Annotated in this window: 17 protein-coding genes and 3 pseudogenes; 9 read left to right on the plus strand and 11 right to left on the minus strand. The window is 70.4% G+C overall.

Annotated features, from left to right (window positions below):
- Positions 1-3: 3 nt before the first annotated feature.
- On the plus strand, positions 4-1,005 hold the full coding sequence (locus tag IW249_RS09240) for a D-alanine--D-alanine ligase family protein (protein WP_196920362.1): 1,002 nt from the start codon (positions 4-6) through the stop codon (positions 1,003-1,005).
- Positions 1,006-1,094: 89 nt separating this feature from the next.
- Here the strand turns inward: IW249_RS09240 and IW249_RS35200 are convergent, their stop codons facing one another.
- From IW249_RS35200 to rpmH, 9 genes and pseudogenes are all read right to left on the minus strand, one after another.
- Positions 1,095-2,084, minus strand: a complete 990-nt coding sequence (locus tag IW249_RS35200; RefSeq protein WP_231393243.1) for a RodZ family helix-turn-helix domain-containing protein — start codon at positions 2,082-2,084, stop codon at positions 1,095-1,097.
- Positions 2,085-3,457: 1,373 nt separating this feature from the next.
- Positions 3,458-4,327 (minus strand): annotated as a pseudogene (locus IW249_RS09250) (ParB/RepB/Spo0J family partition protein); the annotation flags it as partial.
- A 174-nt stretch (positions 4,328-4,501) separates the two neighbouring features.
- Positions 4,502-5,590, minus strand: a complete 1,089-nt coding sequence (locus IW249_RS09255; protein WP_372432949.1) for a ParA family protein — start codon at positions 5,588-5,590, stop codon at positions 4,502-4,504.
- Positions 5,591-6,083: 493 nt separating this feature from the next.
- Positions 6,084-6,791 (minus strand): 16S rRNA (guanine(527)-N(7))-methyltransferase RsmG, encoded by a 708-nt coding sequence (gene rsmG / locus IW249_RS09260; RefSeq protein ID WP_231393245.1) that lies wholly within the window; start codon positions 6,789-6,791, stop codon positions 6,084-6,086.
- Between the two features lie 151 nt (positions 6,792-6,942).
- Positions 6,943-7,560 (minus strand): Jag family protein, encoded by a 618-nt coding sequence (locus IW249_RS09265; RefSeq protein WP_196920365.1) that lies wholly within the window; start codon positions 7,558-7,560, stop codon positions 6,943-6,945.
- Between the two features lie 212 nt (positions 7,561-7,772).
- Complete coding sequence (gene yidC, locus IW249_RS09270; RefSeq protein WP_196924709.1) at positions 7,773-8,762, minus strand: membrane protein insertase YidC; 990 nt, start codon at positions 8,760-8,762, stop codon at positions 7,773-7,775.
- Positions 8,763-8,764: 2 nt separating this feature from the next.
- Positions 8,765-9,061, minus strand: a complete 297-nt coding sequence (gene yidD / locus IW249_RS09275) for a membrane protein insertion efficiency factor YidD (RefSeq protein WP_091396555.1) — start codon at positions 9,059-9,061, stop codon at positions 8,765-8,767.
- Positions 9,058-9,474, minus strand: coding sequence for a ribonuclease P protein component (gene rnpA / locus IW249_RS09280; protein WP_196920366.1), 417 nt, complete (start codon positions 9,472-9,474; stop codon positions 9,058-9,060). Before rnpA ends, yidD begins: the two co-directional genes overlap by 4 nt.
- Positions 9,475-9,508: 34 nt before the next feature.
- Positions 9,509-9,646 (minus strand): 50S ribosomal protein L34, encoded by a 138-nt coding sequence (gene rpmH, locus IW249_RS09285; RefSeq protein WP_007453904.1) that lies wholly within the window; start codon positions 9,644-9,646, stop codon positions 9,509-9,511.
- Between the two features lie 626 nt (positions 9,647-10,272).
- Between rpmH and IW249_RS35395 the strand changes: the two are divergent.
- The 6 genes and pseudogenes from IW249_RS35395 to IW249_RS09310 all read left to right on the plus strand — a co-directional run.
- Positions 10,273-10,602: pseudogene (locus tag IW249_RS35395) on the plus strand (chromosomal replication initiator protein DnaA); the annotation flags it as partial.
- A 177-nt stretch (positions 10,603-10,779) separates the two neighbouring features.
- A pseudogene (gene dnaA, locus IW249_RS09290) lies at positions 10,780-12,102 on the plus strand (chromosomal replication initiator protein DnaA); the annotation flags it as partial.
- Positions 12,103-12,878: 776 nt separating this feature from the next.
- Entirely contained in the window at positions 12,879-14,012 is a 1,134-nt protein-coding gene (gene dnaN, locus IW249_RS09295; RefSeq protein WP_196920367.1) for a DNA polymerase III subunit beta, read from the plus strand.
- A 39-nt stretch (positions 14,013-14,051) separates the two neighbouring features.
- The gene (gnd, locus tag IW249_RS09300) at positions 14,052-14,924 is read left to right on the plus strand and encodes a phosphogluconate dehydrogenase (NAD(+)-dependent, decarboxylating) (RefSeq protein ID WP_196920368.1); all 873 of its coding nucleotides are present in this window, start codon (positions 14,052-14,054) and stop codon (positions 14,922-14,924) included.
- 16 nt (positions 14,925-14,940) lie between these two features.
- Positions 14,941-16,074, plus strand: coding sequence for a DNA replication/repair protein RecF (gene recF, locus IW249_RS09305; RefSeq protein WP_196920369.1), 1,134 nt, complete (start codon positions 14,941-14,943; stop codon positions 16,072-16,074).
- A complete protein-coding gene (locus tag IW249_RS09310) occupies positions 16,064-16,669 on the plus strand; it encodes a DciA family protein (protein ID WP_196920370.1) in 606 nt (201 codons plus the stop codon). The genes recF and IW249_RS09310 overlap by 11 nt, the downstream gene beginning before the upstream one ends.
- 9 nt (positions 16,670-16,678) lie before the next feature.
- Here the strand turns inward: IW249_RS09310 and IW249_RS09315 are convergent, their stop codons facing one another.
- Complete coding sequence (locus tag IW249_RS09315; protein WP_091396532.1) at positions 16,679-16,906, minus strand: hypothetical protein; 228 nt, start codon at positions 16,904-16,906, stop codon at positions 16,679-16,681.
- Between the two features lie 126 nt (positions 16,907-17,032).
- On the opposite strand from IW249_RS09315, the gene IW249_RS09320 reads away from it, so the two are divergent.
- A complete protein-coding gene (locus tag IW249_RS09320) occupies positions 17,033-17,521 on the plus strand; it encodes a MarR family winged helix-turn-helix transcriptional regulator (protein ID WP_196920371.1) in 489 nt (162 codons plus the stop codon).
- Here IW249_RS09320 and IW249_RS09325 read toward each other — a convergent pair.
- Entirely contained in the window at positions 17,506-18,060 is a 555-nt protein-coding gene (locus tag IW249_RS09325) for a hypothetical protein (protein ID WP_196920372.1), read from the minus strand. The two genes, IW249_RS09320 and IW249_RS09325, sit on opposite strands and share 16 nt — an antisense overlap.
- A 521-nt stretch (positions 18,061-18,581) precedes the next feature.
- Between IW249_RS09325 and gyrB the strand changes: the two genes are divergently transcribed.
- Positions 18,582-20,528: a DNA topoisomerase (ATP-hydrolyzing) subunit B gene (gene gyrB / locus IW249_RS09330; RefSeq protein WP_112583938.1), complete on the plus strand. Its 1,947-nt coding sequence runs from the start codon at positions 18,582-18,584 to the stop codon at positions 20,526-20,528.
- Positions 20,529-20,652 lie beyond the last annotated feature (124 nt).

Consider the following 20,652-nt stretch of genomic DNA (forward strand, 5'->3'; position numbering starts at 1 on the left):
GGCATGGCTACGACCGCCGAGCACCTCCTCGTGACCGATTCCGCCATCTCGGCCGACCTCCGCGTCGTGGTGCTCGCGGGTGGGCTCTCCTATGAACGGGACGTGTCGCTGCGCTCCGGTCGTCGGGTGCTCGACGCGCTGCGCGCCGTCGGTGTGGAAGCCGAGCTGCGAGACGCGGACGTGGCCCTGCTGCCGGCGCTCGCGGCCGATCCGCCGGACGCGGTGGTGATCGCGCTGCACGGCGCGACCGGCGAGGACGGCTCACTGCGCGGGGTGCTGGATCTGTGCGACATCCCGTACGTGGGCTGCGACGCCCGGGCCTCCCGGGTCGCCTGGGACAAGCCCTCGGCCAAGGCGGTGCTCCGAGAGGCCGGCATCCCCACCCCGGACTGGGTGGCGCTTCCGCACGACCGTTTCTCCGAGCTTGGCGCTGTCGCCGTCCTGGACCGGATCGTCGACCGCCTGGGCGTACCCCTGATGGTCAAGCCGGCGCAGGGCGGGTCCGGGCTGGGCGGGGCGGTGGTCCGGGACGCCTCCGCGCTGCCCGCCGCGATGGTCGGCTGCTTCGCCTACTACTCCACGGCGCTGGTGGAGCGGTACGTGCCGGGGATGGACGTGGCGGTCTCCGTCGTCGACCTCGGCGACGGCCCGCAGGCGCTGCCGCCGGTGGAGATCGTGCCGCGCAACGGCGTGTACGACTACGCGGCCCGCTACACGGCAGGGCGGACCACCTGGCACGCACCGGCCCGGCTGGCCCCGGAGGTGGCTGCCACAGTCGCGGACGTCGCCCTCGCCGCGCACACCGCACTCGGTCTACGGGACCTCTCGCGCGTCGACGTGATCGTGGACGCGGACGGCCAGCCCCACGTGCTGGAGGTCAACGTCTCGCCAGGCATGACGGAGACGTCACTGCTGCCGCTCGCCGTGCAGGCGGCCGGGTTGGACTTCGGCCGACTCCTCGGCACCCTGGTCGGCCGCGCAGCGGCCCGCCTCACCAAGCACTGACCTACCCGCCACCCCGTTCGGTCGAGCGCCCCGCCTGCGGATCGGCCATGAGGTCGGTCCCATAGGGCAACCTCATGGCCGGTTCCGGATCAGTGGCTGGCGCGTACGTCGGGTGCGTCGTTGCCGTTGGTACGAACCACCGCGTCCGGACTGCCCTCGACGCCGCTCTCGGCGGTGGTCTTGCTGGCTGCCGCACCGGAGGCGCCGCCGTTGGTGGGGACTGTCGCAGCCGGGTTGCCGGGACCGGCCCGGTCGCCGCTTCCGCTCGCCGGGCCGTCGGTGGGCGGCGTCTCCGCCGGGCCGACCTGAGATCCGCCGGACGGCGTCTGCGTCCTGGCGGCGTTGCCTGACGCTGGCTCGGTGGAGTTCCCGGCGGTGGACGCCGCCGTGCCGGACGTCGGGGTGCCGGGCGGGTTGGTGGCGGATGCCGTTCGAGCGGGTTCAGTCGCCGGACCGGTGACCGTGGCCGCCCGAGCGGGTGCAGCCGTCCGGTCGGTGACGGTGGTCGCCGTCGAGTCGTCGCCGACCCCCGGGTCCACGACTGGTTCGGCCGGAGGCGCGCTGTCCGCATCCGTCGAATCGGAGGTGGAGTCGAGCGCGGGTTCCGGGATCTCCTCTGCCGCCTCGATGACCGAGACCGCCTCCACCCCGGCCGCTGCCGCTGAGGCGGCCTCCGCCGCGGCAGCATCCGCGGCAGCGGACTGGGCCAGCAGACTGGACGGCGCCTGCCATTGAATGCGGGGCGGCTCGGCGAGCGGACGGCCACCGAACTCGGCCAGCCAGGCGGCGACCAGCGCCAGATTTTCCCGCCACTGCGCCTCGGAGATCGGCGGCAGGATCGAGTCCCACAGGGACAGGAACGTGCCCCGCAGCTGAAGGCGGCCGTACGGGCGGGCGAGGAACCACATGTGCAGATGCGCTGAGCCGTCGCCCCAGCGATTGACGTGCACCCGTGCCACGCCGTCGAGCGACCGGATAGCCCGCTCCAGACGTACGGTCATCACCCCCAACTCGGCAGCCAGCAGGTTCGGCAGGTCGCCAAGGTCGAGGTGGGTCCGCGATTCCAGGATGAGCACCATGGGCAGGCCGGTGGGCCGGTCCATGGCGCGGACCCTCCACCGCTCGCCCACCCAGATGTAGGCGTCGTCGGGTGCGTTGCAGGCGGTGCATTCCCGGAGACCCTCGCCCTTCCGGGGCGGTTCGACCGGGACCGGATCATCGAGTTGCTTCACGTGGAGGTCACCCTCGAAGGGAAATGACGGCCACTGGGTGAAGTCCGGGACTGAGGGAGGGGTGTCGTGCACGACGCTGACCCTAACCGAGTCTGGCACCGCTGTCCCTACCTGTTTGAGCGGTCCGGGCCACCGGATCGGTGCCCGCCGCCGACCGGGCCCCGCGTGGTCGCGCGGGCACCGAGAGGCGATATCCACAGGCTGCCGAGATCCTCAACACACCCCGTCATCCACAGGCTCACACCCGCTCCCACGCGCTGTTTCACGTGAAACGGGGGGTGCCTGTGGACAACCGGTGTGGATAACTTTTCGGCCGGTCGGTCGTTGTCCGCGAACCGCCAAATCGGCGGAATCGGTGGCTACCGAGGCCGGCAGTGGACGGGTGCGCCGCGATCGCTCCGGATGCCACCGGAACCCACGACCGCCCCGACCGCTCATCGGCTCAACGGGGGCGCCTCGCATTGACCCCTTGTCCATTCGAGGAGTTGCGCCAGCGACGACCCTCGTCCACTCGCAGGACGCCCGGAGGGCATCAGCTCTGACCCTCGGCTCCGGTGCCCGTGCCGCTCGGAGCGTTCGGCGGGGAGGCCAGATCGAACCGCAGTGCCGGTCGTCGCCGTTTCAGACGACGCGACGACCCCGTCGGACCGTTCACTCAGATCAGGGATTCGATCGGCACCAGCCGGGGCGGGGCCTCTGTTTCACGTGAAACAGAGGGCGCAGGGCACGCCATCACGCCTGGCGCTCGCGACTCGACTGACTCGCCCCGGGGGTCGCTGACGCGGGATGCGACGAGCCGACCGACCGCGACCAAAGATCCGACCGCCCGGGGATAACCACGGAGACCCGTTACGGCCACTCAGCGGCTCGCTGGCGCTTCGAGCGACACAAGGGGTGGTTGTGGCCGAGTGGACCATGCCGGGGCCTTCTGTGAGGCGTGTAGAGCCAACCCGACCCATCGCCTGGCACCGCCCCGCCCGCCGACCGTGCTTTCGGACGCGCAGGGTCAGAGCGAGCCGTCCGCCACGTACTCCGGGGTCCTCATCCCTGTGGTCGCGGTGACGTCGACTGGTTGAGCGAGCTGAGGGCGGCGACGGTCGGTCGCGCACGCCGATCCACCGAGGGCGGCTGTCGGCTGTTTCACGTGAAACGCGACGACCCCGAGATGCAGAACGGCCGCGCCCCCGGCGGGTAGCGCGGCCGTAGGCGAGCGGGCGGGCTCAGTCCTCCCCGCTCTCCTCCTGCTGCACTCCGATGATCCCGACGATCCGCTCCAGGTCGTCCACCGTCGCGAACTCGATTGTGATTTTGCCCTTGCTGCGGCCGATGTCGACCTTCACCCGGGTGTCGAACCGGTCGGACAGCCGATCGGCGAGATCGGTCAGGGCCGGCGCGTGCGCCTTGGGTCGCCGCTTCGCGGCCTGACCCTTCGCCGGGCCGTCGTTCAGTGCCAAGGCCACGATCTCCTCGGTCGCCCGAACCGACAGTCCTTCGGCCACGATCCGCAGGGCCAGCTGTTCCTGCGCCTCGGCCTCGTCGAGGCTCAGCAGAGCGCGGGCGTGCCCCGCCGACAGGATGCCGGCGGCAACCCGGCGCTGCACCTGTGCGGGCAGGTTCAGCAGTCGGATCGTGTTGGAGATCTGCGGACGACTCCGGCCGATCCGGCGGGCCAACTCCTCGTGGGTGGCGCCGAACTCCTCCAGCAGTTGCTGGTAGGCGGCGGCCTCTTCCAGCGGGTTCAGGTTCGCCCGGTGGATGTTCTCCAGCAGGGCATCGCGGAGCATGGCGTCGTCACGGGTGTCCCGGACGATCGCCGGGATGCTCTCCCGCCCCACCGCCTGGGCGGCCCGCCAGCGCCGCTCGCCCATCACCAGTTCGTACTTCTCGTCGTCGAGCTGCCGAACGACGATGGGCTGGAGGAAGCCGACCTCCTGGATCGAGGTCTTCAGCTCCTCCAGCGCATCCTCGTCGAAGACCTGGCGGGGCTGCTTCGGGTTGGGCATGATCGCGTCGACCGGGATCTCGGCGAATCGCGCACCGGGCACAGGGCTGAGCACAGGCTCCGGCTCGCGGACCGGCGCTCCGGCGGGTACTGCGTCGACGGCGACGGTTCCCGCGTCGTCCGTCTGCTCGTACTCCGGCTCGGCCGTCGCGGTGCCAGCGGCACCCGGCGCCGGCCCGGTCGGGATCAGCGCCCCCAGGCCCCTACCCAGACCGCCCCGAGGACGGTTCTTCATGCCACGCCTCCCAGCGACTTGTCCGCACTACGCATTCCGGCCCACCGGCTCCTTGACGCCCCGCTCGGCGATCTCCTGGGCGGCCTCGAAGTAACTCGTGGCGCCCCGCGAACCGGGATCGTAGGTCATCACCGACTGGCCGTAGCTCGGTGCCTCGGACACCCGAACGTTGCGGGGGATGACCGCCTGGAGAACCTTGTCGCCGAAGTGGTTCCGGACGTCCTGCTCGACGGCGTCGGCCAACCGGGTGCGACGGTCGTACATGGTCAGCAGGATGGTGGAGACGTCGAGCTTCGGGTTGAGGTGCTGGCGTACCAGGTTGATGTTGTTGATCAGCTGGTTGAGCCCTTCCAGCGCGTAGTACTCGCACTGGATCGGGATCAGCACCTCCTGCGCGGCAACCAGAGCATTGACCGTGAGCAGGCCGAGCGAGGGCGGGCAGTCGATGAAGACGTAGTCGAACTCGCCCGGGTAGGCGGCGATCGCCCGGTCCAGGCGGGACTCCCGGGCCACCACCGACACCAGCTCGATCTCCGCGCCGGCCAGGTCGATGGTCGCGGGTACGCACCAGAGGTTGGGGATGCCCTCGACCGCCTGTGCCACCTCGGCCAGCGGCACGCTGTTGATCAGACAGTCGTACACGTCGGGGATTCCGGTGTGGTGTGGGACGTTGAGCCCGGTCGAGGCGTTGCCCTGCGGGTCGAGGTCGACCACGAGCACCCGGTTGCCGTGCAGGGCGAGCGCCACCGCAAGGTTGACGGTGGTGGTGGTCTTACCCACGCCACCCTTTTGGTTGGCGACGCACATGACCCGGGTCCGGTCCGGCCGAGGCATGGTCACCTCGCCACTGGGATTCAGGATCTGCACGGCGCGCATCGCCTCCATAGCCAACGGTGGGTCATCCTCTTCGCGCGTCGGGGTTTCACGTGAAACGTACGTGGGGTCGGCCGCCACGGCAGCCAACGACTCGGTCGAAGCGACCGGCGCGTCGGCGACCACCGGCGCGGCGTCCCGAACGACAGCCGCAGTGGGTTGGTGCGGGACGGCCGGCTCGAAACGAACCGCCGCGGCGGTGTTGCGGCGACCCGGGGCCGCCCGCACCTCGGCGGCATTCACCGGTCGACTCGACGCCTCCGGCGCGCGACGACCACTCGCCGGCTCCGGAATGGCCGAGCCCTCCGGCCGCCCGGCGCCCGACGGCGGGTCGAGCGCTGCCGGCGGATCGCTGTCGGTAGGTCGGGTCGATGGCCCGGTCGCGCCGGGCGACCAGCTCGGGTAGTCGGTTTCACGTGAAACGGGATCGCTGGTCGACCCGGTCACGCGTGGATCGTCGTACCTGCCGTCGTCATGCACCTGTCATCCCTGCCCGCTTCGGATGGTCGGTCCGCGCCCCGGTCAACTTGGCCGCATCCACGCCCGCAACCCGGAGCGTACGGCCCACGGGAGCGGTCGGAGACCCGCGACGTCCGTCACCCGCTTCACACTATCGACGCGCGGTCAGCCTACGGCGGACGGGCGCGGCCGGTCCACGTCGGGTTCTCATCCCCTCGTCCATCCGTACCGGTACAACGAGGCAACCCACCGGCCGGAAGCCCGATGGCGCGAAGTGTCACCCTCGGCGGGAGCGTCCGCCCCGGGCGCGCTTCTTGGCCGCCGGACGCGGGCCGACCATCCGCTCGCGCACGATCTCCACCACGGTGGTGGGCGGGTCGATCACGCCGACGCCGCAGAGGTGCACGCCCGGCTGCCCGCCGCCGAGTCGCGCCACCACCTCGGCGTGCTCCTCGATCTCGGCCGCAGCGGACGAGCCCTTGAGCGCCAGCAGGCGACCACCGCGAACCGCCAACGGGAGGCTCCAGCCGGCGAGCCGATCCAGGGGCGCGACCGCGCGTGCGGTCACCACGTCCCCACTGATCGGCTCCCGGCCGCTCGAACCGCTGGCGGCCTCGTCAGCCCGGCCACGGAACACCCGGACCGACTTGGCCAGGCCGAGTCGCTCGACGACCTCGATCAGGAACGACGTCCTTCGGGCGAGCGGCTCGATCAGGGTGACAGTGAGGTCGGGGCGGGCGATGGCCAGGACGAGACCCGGCAGACCGGCGCCGGAGCCGACGTCCAGCACCGTCGCGCCGGCCGGGATCCGCTCGGCGACCGCAGCACAGTTGAGCAGGTGCCGATCCCAAATGCGGGGTGCCTCCCGGGGGCCGATCAGGCCGCGGACCACGCCGTCGGTGGCCAGCAGTTCGGCGTACGCGGCGGCCAGGTCGAGACGGTCACCAAAGAGGGTGAGCGCGGCCGGAGCCAGCTCGGGCGGCAACGCCGCGTCGGCCGGTGACGGGGCGGTGTCGGGCCCGGTCGATCCGCCGTCGGCGTCGGACGAGGTAGCGGGGCGGACAGCGGACGGCCCGGGCGGCGTGCCGCCCGGGCCGGTCACGGCGTCGGCCGTGATGTCGTCGTGGGTCACCCGGTCAGTCCGCCGGCCGTACGACGATGCGCCGGTTCGGCTCGACACCCTCGGACTCGCTCGCCACACCGGACATGGCGTTGACCACGTCGTGCACGCACTTGCGCTCGAACGCGGACATCGCCTCCAGGCGGACCGGCTCGCCGTACTCCTTGACCTTCTCGACGGCGTTCTTGGCGACCGCGGCGAGTTCCTTGCGGCGGTTCGCCCGGTAGCCACCGACGTCGAGCAGCAGGCGGCTCGGCGTACCGGTCTGCCGGAAGACGGCGAGGCGGGTCAGCTCCTGGAGCGCCTCCAGGGTGGCCCCGCGCTGGCCGACCAGGTTCTGCAGTCGCTCGCCGACCACCTCGACCATCGGGCGGCCGGCGGCGACCAGCTCGTCGATGTCGCCGTCGTAGTCGAGGATGTCGAGCAGGCCCTCGACGTAGTCGGCGGCGATCTCGCTCTGCCGGAACAGGTCGCCCTCGCCCACAGCCTTCTTCGCCCGGGTGCCAGCGGCGGTGTCGGTGTCGTCGTCCGCCTCGGTGTCGTCGGCTTCGGTGTCGTCGCCGTCCACCGCGAGCGTGGTGGTCTCCTCCTCGTCCAGGGACTGCTCGGCGCGGGGGATGCTGGTCTCGGTCACGGTCTCATCTCCGTACTCGCTCGGCCGGACCGTCGGGTCCGACTGGTTTCCCGGGGCCGGCGGGAGGTCGCCGGTGCCCACAGGCACGTCTGTACGGGCAGTGTCGCCCGTGGCCGCGCGGTGCGCGGTCGGTTCCGCCCGGCGCCGGCCATACGGCGGCTGCGCGGTGCGGAACGGGCCGCCGCCGGTGATCCGACGGCGGCCCTCCCGGGTCAGCCCTGCCGCTTGGCGGGGCGGCTCTTCTTCGGGTTGTTCATCGGCTTGGCGCCCGGCTTCGGGCCGGCCACCTTCGGCGCGGTCGCCTTGACCGGCGCCGGCGGGGCCGCCTTGCCACGACCGAACAGGCCGCCGGACTTGGCGGGCTGCACCGGGTTGCGGGGGCCGGCGGGGGCCACGGCCTTCTTGGCGGTCACCGGCGGCGGGAACTTCCGCAGCACCCACTGCTGTTGGCCGAGGGTGAAGAGGTTGTTGGTGACCCAGTAGATGATGACGCCGATCGGGAAGATCGCGCCGGAGATCAGCAGCGACGCGGGGATGCCGTAGAGCATCAGTCGCTGGATCATCCGCTGCTGCGGGTCCTCGGCCCAGCCGGTCTTGAGGATCATCTGACGGCTGGTCAGGTAGGTGGTCGCGATCATGACCAGCACCAGGACACCAGCAATGATCTTCACGGTGCTGCCGTTGGCGCCGAGGCTGGCCAGCTCGTCGGCAGTGGAGCCGAACTTGCCGGCGATCGGGGCGGTGAAGAGCTTCGCCTGCGAGGCGCTCTGGAACTGGTCGGCGGTCCAGCCGTAGAGGGTCTGGTTCTTCTTGTCCGGGTCGAGCCGGCGCAGCACGTGGAAGAGGCCCAGGAAGACCGGGATCTGAAGGAACATCGGAAGGCAACCCATCAGCGGGTTGGCCTTCTCCTTCTTGTAGAGCTCCATCATTTCTTTCTGGAGCGTCTCCCGGTCACCCTTGTGCTTCTCCTGAAGCTCCTTGACCTTGGGCTGGAGCGCCTGCATCGCCCGCTGCGACTTGATCTGCTTGACGAAGACCGGGAACAGGATCACCCGGACGGTGACCACCAGGAAGATGATGGACAGGATCCAGGCGAAGTTGGTGCCGATCACCGCGCCGACGGGCACCCCGATGGCGTCCCAGGCAGAGTGCCAGGTCAGCAGGATCCACGAAATCGCGTAGTAGATCCAGTCGAGACTCAGACTCAATTCGGGGCTCCAGTCACATCAGCACGACGGCGGCCGCCCGGCTCCGGCACCGGGTCATATCCACCAGGGTGAAAGGGGTGGCAGCGCAACAACCGCCGGGCCGCCAGCACGGCTCCCCGGAGCGCGCCGTGCCGAACGACCGCCTCCTGGGCGTACGCACTGCACGACGGGTAGAACCGACAGCGAGCCGGCAGTGCCGGACTTATCCACCGACGGTACGCGATGATGGGCGCGATCAGCACCTTGGCACCGGTTGTCGACGGGCGTGGGCTGCTCTGCTCGGTGCCGCTCATCGGGACCGCCGCTCGCGGGGCGCCCGGGCGACCGCGATGGCGGCGTCCAGGTCGGCGGCGAGCCGAGGGTACGACGCCTGCGCCGCGGCGGGGAGCGCCCGAACGACCAGGGTGCTGCCGGCGGGCAGGGCGGTCAACCGTTCCCGGACCAGCGCCCGCAGTCGGCGCCGGACCCGGTTACGGGTCACCGCGTTGCCGACCGCCTTGGACACGACGAAGCCGGCACGGGACGGTACGGACGACTGCTCCGCACTGTTGTCCCGTACCGGCTCCGGCGAGGTCGGTGTGTCGGGGTCGACGGTCACCGGCACGGCCAGATGGACCACGACGGCGCCACGTCCGGCACGTCGGCCACCGCGAACCGCTGCGGCGAAGTCAGTGCTGCGCCGCAGTCGCTGCGCGGCGGCCAGCACGACTGCCCACGTCCCCTGGACCGGCCCGGTCGGCTCAGGCCGACAGGGTGGTGCGACCCTTGGCGCGACGGCTCGACAGGATGGCACGGCCGGCACGGGTGCGCATGCGCAGCCGGAAGCCGTGGGTCTTCGCGCGCCGGCGGTTGTTCGGCTGGTAGGTGCGCTTGCTCACGTCAGGCTCTCCGTTTTCGTACGCGCCCCGCGCGACGGGATCGCCGGGGTCGTGTGGTGGTCCAGGCCACCTCGACGGTGGCCCACGATCGGTGCTGTCCGGCGGAGCGGGACCTCGACGACGCGGGGATGCGACCGCGGACAGCAAGCACCCATCACCCTAGCAGAGGGCGAGAAAGCAACCGTTCCAGCCTACGCAGGGGGGCAATGACCGTCAAACACCCCGAGCAGGGGACAACGGGACGCGCCCGAGGCCGGAGGGCGGTTTTCGCTGATGCCGACAAGGGCGCCGCCGCGTCGCCGGTTGATGGCGCAGGGACAACGCTGTTACCGTGCCCGATTGCGGTGAGCGTCGGAAGCTCCGGTCGTCGCGCAGGCAAGACCGGACAAGGCAGTGAATCGTTCGGCACGGTGAACCCGCTTCAGCGCCCGATCAGGCAGGGGGCAGGTCCCACCCGCGGCCGGCGGCGGCCACAATCGGTCGGTACACAGGCTGTGGATAACTTGTGGATGACCACCGGTCGACCGTCCGGGTGGGTGTTGTTCCACCCGCGAACGCGGCGGGCCCGGGACGGCCGGCTGGCAGACAGCGGCGGCCGGGAGCAGAAGCGAGGGGGTGGCACGACGGTGGCCGGTACGACCGACCTTGCCGCAGTGTGGTTAGCGGCGACCGACGAGCTCGCCGACGAGATCATCTCCGCGCAGCAGCGTGCCTACCTCCGACTGACCCGGCTGCGGGCGATCGTCGAGGACACCGCACTGCTCTCCGTTCCGGACGCGTTCACCCGCGACGTGATCGAGTCACGCCTGCGCCCGGCGATCACCGAGGCGCTCACCCGCCGACTCGGCCGACCGATCCAGGTCGCGGTCACCGTCCGGGTGGCCGAGGACGCCACCGGCCGACCGGCCGGCACCGTTTACCGCAGCGCCCCGGAGCCCGCGCCGCTCGACATCGACGGCCCGGGCGTCGCGCCCTTCGACGACGACCAGGGTGCTCGGCCGTCGGCCGACGCGATGATCCCCGAGCAGTCACCCGCGCCGCGTACGCCCGATCCGGGTCCGCCGCCCGCGCCGGCGGGACCACCGCTCGCGCCGTCCGTCGACGGGCATCGCTCGGGGCTGATCCCCGCCAGCAGGGACGGGCAGGAGGCGTTGTTCAGCACGGCCTTCGCCGAGCCCATGCGGTCGCCCCGACCGGGCCCGGACCGGCGCGGTTACGACGAGCAGGCCGCCCGCCTGGACCCGCCCGGCCCGGACACCCGTCCCTACGAGCCCCGCTACCGGGACGACTCGGCGTCCCCGCGCGACCAGCACGTGATCCGCTCGCTCCCCCGGGACAGCGGAACGGACAGCGGCCCGGGTCGCAGCGCCGTGGACCATCGGCCCGGTGGCCGTGACGACCGCCGGCTGCCCGGTTCCGACACCGGCGGCAACCGGCTCAACCCGAAGTACATGTTTGAGACGTTCGTCATCGGGTCGTCCAACCGCTTCGCCCACGCCGCGAGCGTGGCGGTGGCGGAGTCGCCGGCCAAGGCGTACAACCCGCTGTTCATCTACGGGCACTCCGGGCTGGGCAAGACGCACCTGTTGCACGCCATCGGGCACTACGCCACGACGCTCGGCAACGCCCGCTCGGTCCGGTACGTCTCGACCGAGGAATTCACAAACGACTTCATCAACTCGCTCCGGGACGACAAGACCAGCGCGTTCCAGCGGCGCTACCGCGACGTCGACATCCTGTTGATCGACGACATCCAGTTCCTGGAGAACCGCGAGCGCACCCAGGAGGAGTTCTTCCACACCTTCAACACCCTGCACAACGCCAACAAGCAGATCGTGATCACCTCGGACCGGTCGCCGCGCCAGTTGGCCACCCTGGAGGACCGGATGCGAACCCGGTTCGAGTGGGGGCTGCTGGCCGACATCCAGCCACCGGATCTGGAGACCCGGATCGCGATCCTGCAGAAGAAGGCCGCGCAGGAGCGGATGTACGCCCCGCCGGACGTGTTGGAGTTCATCGCCTCCCGGGTGTCGAACTCGATCCGGGAGCTGGAGGGCGCGCTGATCCGGGTGACCGCGTTCGCCAGCCTGACCCGGTCGACGGTCGAGCTGTCGCTGGCCGAGGAGGTGCTTCGGGACTTCATGCCCGACGGTGCCGGCCCGGAGATCAACGCCGACCAGATCATGGCGTCGACCGCTGACTACTTCGGGGTGAGCCTGGAGGACCTGCGGGGGCAGTCCAGGTCCCGGGTGCTGGTCAACGCCCGCCAGGTGGCCATGTACCTCTGTCGGGAGTTGACCGAGCTGTCGCTGCCCCGGATCGGGCAGGCGTTCGGCGGCCGGGACCACACCACAGTGATGCACGCTGACCGCAAGATTCGTCAGCAGATGGCGGAGCGCCGCTCGCTGTACAACCAGATCGCCGAGCTGACCAACCGGATCAAGCAGAACAGCTGAGGCGTACGACCGCCGTACGGCGGCGCACAGCCACAGGACACGCCCGGCCGGATCTCCGGTCGGGCGTTCTTTTTCCGTCAGTCAGCTGGACTCTCGACATGGTGGAGACCACAGCATCGAGGCCGTGACCGCCTCGATCCCCGCTCGTTGTCCACAGCTCGTTGTCCACCGTCGGTGGATAACTACGGTCCGTCCTCCGCCAGTTACCCACAGGCTGTGGAGAAACCCTGTGTACAAGGCTGTGGACGCCTGGGGACGACGGTCGGGTTATCCACCGATCATCATCAACCTGTGTACGGGCTGTTGAAGGTTCTGGGGATGACGGCAATGGTGATCTTCCCCGCGATCCACAGGCTTGGGGAGAAAGTCGGTGGATTACCGGTGGACAACCGGTGGACAACGGTGGACAACCGGCCGCCGTCGCCGGGCTGTGGACACACAAGCCGGTTGTACCCCCGGTTCTCCACAGCTAAATCACCGGTGGATAACCTGTCTGACCTGCGCAGACCTCGGTTTTCCACAGTTTGCACAGGTGCGATGAAGACGATGAGTTATCTCTTCTAAGAGAACAAAAACCAATCATCACCGTTGGGCTTTCTGTGGATCGGGCCGAACGCTGTCGGATCAGCCGGTCAGCATCGACACGATCCATGGGGTCGGGCGCACAGCCGATACCCCCGCGCCCTAAGGTGCGATGGGTACCCGCACGGTCGGGCGGGACGGTAGGCAGCGGTCGGCATGAGAGAGTTGTCGCTGACGTCGACGCGGAGGCATTGATGAAGTTCCGAGTGGAGCGCGACGCGCTCGCCGAGGCTGTGGCGTGGACCGCGAAGAGCCTGCCCAACCGGCCATCCGTACCGGTGCTCGCCGGGGTGATGCTGCGCGTCACCGACGGCAACCTGCGGGTCTCCGGGTTCGACTACGAGGTCTCCAGTCAGGTGACCGTCGAGGTGCAGGGCGACGCCGACGGCGCCGCGCTCGTCTCCGGCCGCCTGCTCGCCGAGATCACGAAGGCGTTGCCGGCCAAGCCGGTCGACATCGCCGCGGTCGGCGCGCACCTGGAGCTGGTCTGTGGCAGCGCCCGGTTCACCCTGCCCACCATGCCGGTGGAGGATTACCCCGCGCTGCCCGAGATGCCGCAGAGCGCCGGCACTGTCGACGCCGCCGCGTTCGCCACCGCCGTGTCCCAGGTGGCCATCGCGGCCGGTCGCGACGAGACGCTGCCGATGATGACCGGTGTCCGGGTCGAGCTGTCCGGCGACACGCTGTCGATGCTCGCCACCGACCGTTACCGGTTGGCGCTGCGTGAGATCCAGTGGCGGCCGGACGACCCCGAGGTGAGCATCAACGCCCTGGTGCCGGCCCGCACCCTGAACGACACCGCCAAGGCCCTCGGCCCGCTCGGCGGTGAGGTCACCCTCGCCCTCGCCCAGGGCGCTGCGGGTGAGGGCATGGTCGGCCTCGCCGGCGGCACCCGCCGCACCACCAGCCGCCTGCTCGACGGCGCCAACTACCCGCCGGTGCGGTCACTCTTCCCGGCCACCCACAACGCCGCGGCCCGGGTGCCGGTCAGCACGCTGATCGAGGTGGTCAAGCGGGTCGCGCTGGTCGCCGAACGGACCACCCCGGTGCTGCTCAGCTTCAGCGCCGACGGCCTGGTGGTCGAGGCCGGCGGTTCCGAGGAGGCGCGGGCCAGCGAGGCGATGGAGGCCACCTTCACCGGTGACCCGCTGACCATCGGCTTCAACCCGCAGTACCTCATCGACGGTCTGGCAAACCTGGGCGCCCAGACGGCCGTGCTTTCCTTCGTCGACGCCTTCAAGCCCGCGGTGATCTCTCCCGCCGGCGAGGATGGCGAGGTCATTCCGGGGTACCGGTACCTCATCATGCCGATCCGCGTCTCGCGCTGATCGCGCCCAGCAACACCAGATCCACGGAGGTAGAAACACATGCAGCTCGGCCTGGTAGGACTCGGCCGTATGGGCGGCAACATGCGGGAGCGGTTGCGTTCGGCCGGGCACGAGGTGGTCGGCTTCGACCACAACGCGCAGATCAGCGACGTCACGACCCTCGCCGGCCTGGCGGAGAAGCTTGAGTCGCCGCGCGCGGTCTGGGTCATGGTGCCCGCCGGTGTCACCGACGCCACCATCGACGAGCTCGCCGAGGTGCTCGGCGAGGGCGACATCATCATCGACGGCGGCAACTCGCGCTTCAGCGACGACGCCCCCCGTGCCGAACGGCTCAACCAGCGGGGCATCGGCTACATGGACGTCGGGGTCTCCGGCGGCGTCTGGGGCCGGCAGAACGGCTATGGGCTGATGGTCGGTGGCTCCCAGGAGCACGTGGACCGCCTGATGCCGATCTTCAACGCGCTCAAGCCCGAGGGCGAGTTCGGCTTCGTGCACGCCGGCCCGGTCGGTGCCGGGCACTACTCGAAGATGGTGCACAACGGCATCGAGTACGGCCTGATGCACGCCTACGCCGAGGGCTACGAGCTGATGGCGGCTTCGGAGCTGGTGACCAACGTGCCGGGCGTCATCAAGTCCTGGCGGGAGGGCACCGTCGTCCGTTCCTGGCTGCTCGACCTACTGGACCGGGCGCTTGACGAGGACCCGGAGCTGGCCGACCTGAGCGGCTACACGGAGGACACCGGCGAGGGTCGGTGGACGGTCGACGAGGCGGTCCGGCTGGCCGTGCCGCTGAACGTCATCACCGCTTCGCTGTTCGCCCGGTTCGCCTCGCGGCAGGACGACTCACCCGCCATGAAGGCCGTCTCCGCGCTGCGTCAGCAGTTCGGTGGCCACGCCGTCCACAAGCGCTGAGCGGTATCCACAACCTGTGTACGTTCACCGGCTGGAACTGGTCGACTTCCGCTCGTACGAGCGGGTGGCCGTCGACCTCCAACCGGGGGCGAACGTCCTGATCGGCGCCAACGGCGTCGGCAAGACCAACCTCGTCGAGGCGCTGGGCTACGTGGCGACCCTGGACTCACACCGAGTCGCCACCGACGCCCCTCTGGTCCGGATGGGCGCCACGTCCGCGGTGATCCGCTGCGCGGTGGTGCATGACGGCCGCGAGCTCCTGGTCGAGCTGGAGATCGTGCCCGGCAAGGCCAACCGGGCCCGGCTGGGCCGCTCACCGGCGCGGCGGGCCCGGGACGTGCTCGGGGCGCTCCGGCTGGTGCTCTTCGCCCCGGAGGATCTCGAGCTGGTCCGGGGCGACCCGGCCGAACGCCGCCGCTACCTGGACGACCTGCTGGTCAACCGGCAGCCCCGGTACGCGGGCGTGCGGGCCGACTACGAGCGGGTCGTCAAGCAGCGCAACGCCCTGCTGCGCACCGCGTACCTGGCCCGCAAGACCGGTGGGTCCCGGGGTGGCGACCTCGGCACCCTCGCGGTCTGGGACACCCACCTGGCCCAGCACGGCGCGGAGCTGCTCGCCGGCCGGCTGGAGCTGGTGGCCGCACTCACCCCGCACGTGGCCAAGGCGTACGACGCGGTGGCCGCCGGTCGGGGTGCGGCGGGCATCACCTACCGACCCTCGATCGAGCTGGCCGAGCCGACCACCGACCGGGCGGTGCTGGCCGAGGCGCTGACGGCGGCCCTGGCCGCGTCCCGCTCCGCCGAGATCGAGCGGGGCACCACCCTGGTTGGCCCACACCGCGACGAGTTGGCCCTGAGCCTCGGCCCGCTGCCCGCCAAGGGGTATGCGAGCCACGGCGAGTCGTGGTCGTTCGCGCTCGCGTTGCGGCTGGCCGGGTACGACCTGTTGCGCGCCGACGGCATCGAGCCGGTGCTGGTGCTCGACGACGTCTTCGCGGAGTTGGACACCGGCCGCCGGGAGCGGTTGGCGGAGCTGGTCGGCGGGGCGAGTCAGCTGCTGGTGACCTGTGCGGTGGACGATGACGTGCCGGCCGCTCTGCGCGGCACCCGCTACCAGGTCGGCGAAGGGACGGTACGCCGTGTCGGATAAGCCAGGCACCGATCGGCCAGCGGCAGGCGAGGCCCCGGCTGCGCGTACTCCGAAGTCGGAGCCGGCGGGCGGTGAGCCGGCGGCGGCCGCCAGCGGGCCGGAGCTGGCCCGGGCGGTGCTCGACGCGGCGCTGTCCCGACGGCAGGCGGCGGCCCGCGCCCGGCGTACTCCCGGCAGTGGCGACGCTGCCGCCGGGTCGGGGCGACGGTTGCGCGGCTACTCCGGCCCTGGTCCGGACCCGCGCGATCCGCAGCCGCTCGGCGCCGTGCTGAACCGGCTGGTGAAGGCGCGTGGCTGGCAGCAGCCGGCGGCCGAGGCAACCGTGTTCGGCGCCTGGGAGCGGGTCGTTGGCGCTGAGGTCGCGCAGAACAGCCGCCCGGTGAAGTTGGAGAACGGCGAGCTGACAGTGGAGGCGCGCTCGACCGCCTGGGCCACCCAGCTGCGGCTGCTCGCCGGCTCGCTGCTCAAGCAGATCGCCAGCGAGGTCGGTCACAACGTGGTGCGCAAGCTGCACATCCACGGCCCGGCCGCGCCCTCCTGGGGGAAGGGCCCACGTCGGGTCCGTGGTCGGGGCCCTCGCGACACGTACGGCTGAGCCGGCCGTTCAGCCGCGCCGGTCGGCCTCGCGGGCTGCCCGCTTGCGCTCCCGCTGCTCCCGGGTGAACCGCTTGCGCTCGGCCAGGTCGCGTTTCCACGCCTCGCGGGCCTCGGCCGAGCCGCCCTGCACCGCGCCCTGCACACCCTCGGCCGGGCCGGCGAGGTGCCGGAAGGCCCACCGCATCAGTCGGCCGCCCTCGCCCGGGGCCCTGGTGATCGCGCCGTCCTCGCTCATCTGCCGCCCTCTTTCCCGCGTCGCCTCGCTGGTTCTCGCCCGTCGCCCCGAGCAGACCGTTGGGACACCAATGGTTGGTGTACCAATGATCGGTACGATAGTCACCGTGCGGAGAGAGGGCAACCGATGAGCGAACGACCGGACGGCGTCGACCCGCTGGCCCTGGAGCAGCAGGTCTGCTTCGCCCTCTCGGTCGCCGCGCGCAGCGTGGTGGCCGTCTACCGGCCGCTGCTGGAGCCGATGGGGCTGACCCACCCGCAGTACCTGGTGATGTTGGCGCTCTGGCAGCACGCGCCGCTGTCCGGCCGCGACCTCAGCCGACTGCTCCAGCTCGACCCGGGCACGCTGTCACCCCTGCTCAAAAGGCTTGAGGCGGCCGGCTACCTGCGCCGGGAACGCGACCCGAGCGACGAGCGCAGCCTCGCCGTCACCCTCACCACCAGCGGTGCCGCGCTGCGGAGTCAGGCCGAGCTGATCCCGGCCGCGATCGTGCAGCGGCTCGGGCTGCCCGTCGAGGACCTGCAACACCTGCACGCGGTGCTCACGCAGCTGATCTCGGCCGCCAACCGGCCGGCCGCCCCGGAGACCGACCCGGCGGCTCAGGCGTCGGCGTAGACGGCGAACCCGCGCTCGGCGCAGCGCCGGTAGAACGCGGCCAGCACGCCCAGCTCGGCGCAGGTGAAGTTCCACTGCGGCGGGTCGCCGCGCTCGTCGCGCAGAGCGTCGAGCCGGCTCTCCAGCCAGCGCAGCTGCTGCTCGGCCAACCGACCGTCGCCGAGCAGGGAGCGCAGCACGGTGCTCACCGACTCGAAGGTGACAGCCTCGCCGTTCGCGCGGTGCGCGGCCACGAACCGCTCGATGCCGCTGGCGATCCAGGAGCAGCCGTCCGGGTCGATCACCGGGTCCTCGTCCTCGGCGGCGGCGTCTGTGGCGTACAACACACCTTCGAGGCCGAGCAGGAGATCCACCAACTCGGTGTACGCGGTCGCCCGGATGGTGCCGGTCTTCGCGATCAGCTCGGCCAGCGCCGCTGTCGGCGCGGAGATGCGCGGCAGGTCGACGATCTCGCCGAAGTCGACGAACTCGGCCGGCGCGACCGGATCGTAGAAGCGGCCGGTCCGCGGCCAGTGCACCGCGACGTTGTCCAGCCCCATCTGTCACCTCTTAAAGAGCACGTGTCGGGTCGATCGGGTCGATCGTCCCGGTTCCAACCGGTAAAGATCAAGGCTGGTTCCGGGGCGCCGCAAACGTACGGCACTGACGCTTCGGCCGCGACCCCCGACCCGCCCGACCGCGGGTCAACCCGTTCCGGGGCGGCGCGTGCGATGGGGGCTTGGCGTGTGGGGGGAGTCGTGGGCGGCGGGGTTCTGCCGGCTATGGACTTCTCAGCCGCCTCTCTGAGGGTGCCGAGTGGTGGTTCTGTCCCCCGCGCACAGTAGGATTGACAGTGAGACGAAGACCCGGTGCGGGAGTGGGACGGGGCCGGTGGCCCCAGATTCATTCTCCACGTCGGGTCGAGCCGATCGCGATCCGCGGGCAACCGCGGCGACCGGCGCGTTCGACCCGCTGTCCGGAGGTCTCCGGTGCCGGTCCACGCGCCGACGTCGCGTCCTGTCCGCCGAACCCGCGCCTGACGCGCCCTACCGGCGCGGCTGACGCGAGAAAGTGGCCGAGGGTGGCAGCGCAGGACAAGCAGGAGTACGGCGCAGAGTCGATCACCGTTCTCGAGGGGCTGGAGGCGGTTCGCAAGCGGCCCGGTATGTACATCGGGTCCACCGGCGAGCGCGGTCTGCACCACCTCGTCTGGGAGGTCGTCGACAACGCGGTCGACGAGGCGCTGGCCGGATACTGCGACACCATCGACGTGGTGCTGCTCGCCGACGGCGGCGTCCGGGTCACCGACAACGGCCGTGGTTTCCCCGTCGACCTCCACCCGAAGCTCAAGAAGCCCGGTGTCGAGGTCGCGTTGACCATCCTGCACGCGGGTGGCAAGTTCGACGGCAAGGCGTACGCGGTCTCCGGCGGTCTGCACGGCGTCGGTGTTTCCGTGGTGAACGCGCTCTCCACCAAGATGTTCGTCGAGATCCACAAGTCCGGCTCCGTGTGGCGGCAGCACTACACCAACTCCAAGCCGAGCCCGCTGGAGAAGGGCGAGACCACCGACCGCACCGGCTCGGCGGTCTCCTTCTGGCCCGACCCGGACGTCTTCGAGACCGTCGACTTCGACTTCCAGACCATCTACCGGCGTCTGCAGGAGATGGCCTTCCTCAACCGTGCCCTGCGCATCCACCTGCTCGACGAGCGGGTGGCCGAGGAAGAGGACGGCCGGCAGCGCGAGGTCACCTTCTACTACGAGGGCGGCATCGCGGACTTCGTCCGGCACCTCAACGCCTCCAAGAGCCCGATCCACAAGACAGTGGTCGAGTTCGAGGCCGAGGAGGAGGGCATGTCGCTCGAGATCGCCATGCAGTGGAACGAGTCGTACGGCGAGTCGGTCTACACCTTCGCCAACACGATCAACACCCACGAGGGCGGCACCCACGAGGAGGGCTTCCGGTCCGCGCTGACCAGCGTGGTCAACCGGTACGGCACCGACAAGAAGCTGCTCAAGGGCGACGAGAAGCTCTCCGGCGAGGACATTCGCGAGGGGCTCGCGGCGATCATCTCGGTCAAGCTGGCCAACCCGCAGTTCGAGGGCCAGACCAAGACCAAGCTGGGCAACACCCCGGTGAAGAGCTTCGTGCAGCGGGTCTGCAACGACCGGTTGGTCGACTGGTTCGACCGCAACCCGGCCGAGGCCAAGATGATCATTACGAAGGCCTCCCAGGCGGCCCGTGCCCGGATCGCCGCGCAGCAGGCGCGCAAGCTGGCCCGACGCAAGTCGCTGCTGGAGTCCGGCTCGATGCCGGGCAAGCTGGCCGACTGCCAGTCGACCGACCCCCGCGAGTCCGAGGTGTTCATCGTCGAGGGCGACTCGGCCGGTGGTTCGGCCAAGCAGGGTCGCGACCCGCGGACCCAGGCGATCCTGCCGATCCGCGGCAAGATCCTCAACGTGGAGAAGGCCCGGATCGACCGGGTGCTGAAGAACAACGAGGTCCAGGCGCTGATCACCGCGCTGGGCACGGGCATCCACGACGACTTCGACATGGAGAAGCTGCGGTACCACAAGGTGGTGCTGATGGCCGACGCGGACGTCGACGGCCAGCACATCCAGACGCTGCTGCTCACCCTGCTGTTCCGCTTCATGCGTCCGCTGGTCGAGATGGGGCACGTCTACCTGGCCGCCCCGCCTCTCTACAAGATCAAGTGGAACAAGAAGGGCGACGACGCCCAGTACGCGTACTCGGACCGCGAGCGGGACGGTCTGATCTTGCTGCGCCAGCAGAAGAAGCCGAACGCCAAGCCGGACGACATTCAGCGCTTCAAGGGCCTCGGCGAGATGAACTATCCCGAGCTGTGGGAAACCACAATGAACCCGGCGACGCGTACCCTGCGTCAGGTCACTCTCGACGACGCGGCGACCGCCGACGAGTTGTTCAGTGTGCTGATGGGTGAGGACGTCGAGGCGCGCCGGTCGTTCATCCAGCGCAACGCCAAGGACGTGCGGTTCCTGGATATCTGACGGACTGCGCCGGATCGGCCGGGCCCTGCCCGGCCGATCCGGCGGTCCACAGAGTTATCCACAGCTTGGCCGGTATCCACAGCCGTTATCCACAGCACGAAAACGACTCTGAGTCTGATAAGGG

The organism is Micromonospora vinacea (assembly GCF_015751785.1).
GTDB classification, from domain to species: Bacteria; Actinomycetota; Actinomycetes; order Mycobacteriales; family Micromonosporaceae; genus Micromonospora; species Micromonospora vinacea.